The following is a 1,911-nucleotide window of genomic DNA, read 5'->3' as shown; positions in this document are numbered from 1 at the left end:
GACCCGCGCTTTGCCCGGATAATGAACTCAGGCGAGCGAGAGGAAGAGCTTCTCGAGTTCGGCGCGGTCCAGGCTGGGGTCTTCCTGCTGCATGCACTGCTGCAGGCCCGTGGCAATGATGGAGAATCCAGCCTTGTCCAGGGCACTCGACACGGCCGCCAGCTGGGTCACGACACTCTTGCAGTCACGGCCCTCCTCGATCATCCTGGTGACGGCCGCGAGCTGGCCCTGGGCGCGGCGAAGCCGGTTAATGACAGGCTTCATGTCGGTGGGATCGAGTTCCATTGGTTCCTCCGGTTCGATGCGTCAGGCTCCACATTATACCCCCCTGAGTATTCCGCCTCCCGGGTGGCGGACGGCCGGGGGTGGCCTCGCGGCCCCATGCCGCCCCGCTAGGGGCATAAGTACCTAGCGAGGCATGGAATATCGGCGTATTGCTGGTGATGTGAACGCCGCCAGGTTCCTAGAGCCGGACGCCGGCGGTACCGGCGTCAACCTCCCCGCCGCGGGGCCGTGGCATCCAGGGGATCAGAGCTCCGCACGCGGCCGTGCCGGTGACCTGCGATCCCGGCCCTGGAGCCGGTATGTCGCTTTGGGCGACTCGTTCACGGCAGGCGTCGGCGACCCGGAACCGCTGAGCCCCGGGGGCATTCGGGGGTGGGCGGACCGCATCGCCGAGGAACTCGGCGAGGGCCGCCGCGAGTTCGGGTACGCAAACCTTGCCATCAGCGGCCTGGTCCTGCGCGAAATACTCGACCAGCAACTCGGACCGGCCCTGAACCTGAAGCCTGACCTCGTCTCGCTCTCCGCCGGCGGGAACGATCTCGTGTTTCATCGCGGCGATCCGGACCGGATGGCCGCGGCCCTGGACGACGCCGTGGCAGCCCTCTCTGCCACCGGGGCCACGGTGGTCCTGTTCACCGGGCCGGACTGGGGCGAAACCGCTGTGTTCGGACACATCCGGGGGAAGGTCGCGGTATTCAACGAGAACATCCGTGTCATCGCCGCCCGGCGTGATGTCGTCATCGCCGATTTGTGGGCCCTGCGGCAACTGAGCGATCCGCGGATGTGGGATCCGGACCGCCTGCACTTCTCGCCGCTGGGACACCACACCATTGCGGCCATGGTCCTGGACACGCTCAGCGTGCCACACCGTCTGCGGCCGCTGGAACCGAAGCCGATGCCGCCGGGCAACTGGCGGGAGACCCGGGCCGGTGACCTGGCATGGATGGCGCACTACATGCTGCCCTGGATGGTGAGCCGGATCAGGCCGCGCGCAGACACCCCGCCCCGGCAGGCCAAACGCCCGCTGCCCGGACCGCCTCCCGGGGTCCCGGACTCCGGGCACAAACCCCTAGTCCGGCCGGGTTCGGTCGGCTAGTCTGCAGGAACGGCCCACAGCCGGGCATCGATGGCGATCACGAGGAGCGAAGTTGCCTAATCACACTTACAGCATTTCTGAAATTGTCGGAACCTCGAACGAGGGCGTCGATGCGGCCGTCCGGAACGGCATCGCCGAGGCCGCCAAGACCCTCCGGAACCTTGACTGGTTCGAAGTCAAGGAGATCCGCGGCCACCTTGAAAACGGGCAGGTCGCCGACTGGCAGGTCACCATCAAGCTCGGGTTCCGCCTGGAGCGTTGACGCCAGACTCCGGAGCGGGCCGGCACGCACCGTCCCGCTCCGGAGAAACCCGCAACCCGTCAGGGCAGAGGAGGCCAGGGCGGAGAGGAAAACTTCATGCGCTATACGCATCTGGGCCGCTCCGGCCTGACAGTCTCGCGCCTTTGCCTGGGCACCATGAACTTTGGCCCGCAGACCGAGGAGACGCAGGCCTTCGCCATCCTGGACACCGCGCAGGCCGCCGGCATCAACCTCGTCGACACGGCCAATGTGTATGGCGGGTCCAGCC

General features: G+C 67.2%; 4 protein-coding genes. 3 read left to right on the top strand and 1 reads right to left on the bottom strand.

The genetic code is table 11. The annotated features are described in order from the left end of the window. Positions 1-27 precede the first annotated feature (27 nt). Positions 28-285, bottom strand: coding sequence for a metal-sensitive transcriptional regulator (locus LQV45_RS28910; protein ID WP_018774886.1), 258 nt, complete (start codon positions 283-285; stop codon positions 28-30). A gap of 160 nt (positions 286-445) precedes the next feature. Here LQV45_RS28910 and LQV45_RS28905 point away from each other — a divergent pair, with 160 nt between their 5' ends. From LQV45_RS28905 to LQV45_RS28895, 3 genes are all read left to right on the top strand, one after another. Further along, on the top strand, positions 446-1,381 hold the full coding sequence (locus LQV45_RS28905; RefSeq protein WP_223914665.1) for an SGNH/GDSL hydrolase family protein: 936 nt from the start codon (positions 446-448) through the stop codon (positions 1,379-1,381). A gap of 52 nt (positions 1,382-1,433) precedes the next feature. After that, positions 1,434-1,643, top strand: a complete 210-nt coding sequence (locus tag LQV45_RS28900) for a dodecin (RefSeq protein ID WP_223914666.1) — start codon at positions 1,434-1,436, stop codon at positions 1,641-1,643. A 96-nt stretch (positions 1,644-1,739) separates the two neighbouring features. After that, the coding region (locus LQV45_RS28895; RefSeq protein ID WP_230010456.1) for an aldo/keto reductase at positions 1,740-1,911 on the top strand (172 nt) is incomplete at its 3' end.

It is taken from the genome of Microbacterium sp. Bi128, assembly GCF_918698205.1.
The sequence above is the reverse complement of the archived record's forward strand: the minus strand, read 5'-3'. Positions and strand labels throughout refer to the sequence as shown.

Bases quoted from the DNA above. Each gene is read 5' to 3' on its own strand.
- LQV45_RS28910 (WP_018774886.1), bottom strand. From the start codon at position 285: ATGGAACTCGATCCCACCGACATGAAGCCTGTCATTAACCGGCTTCGC.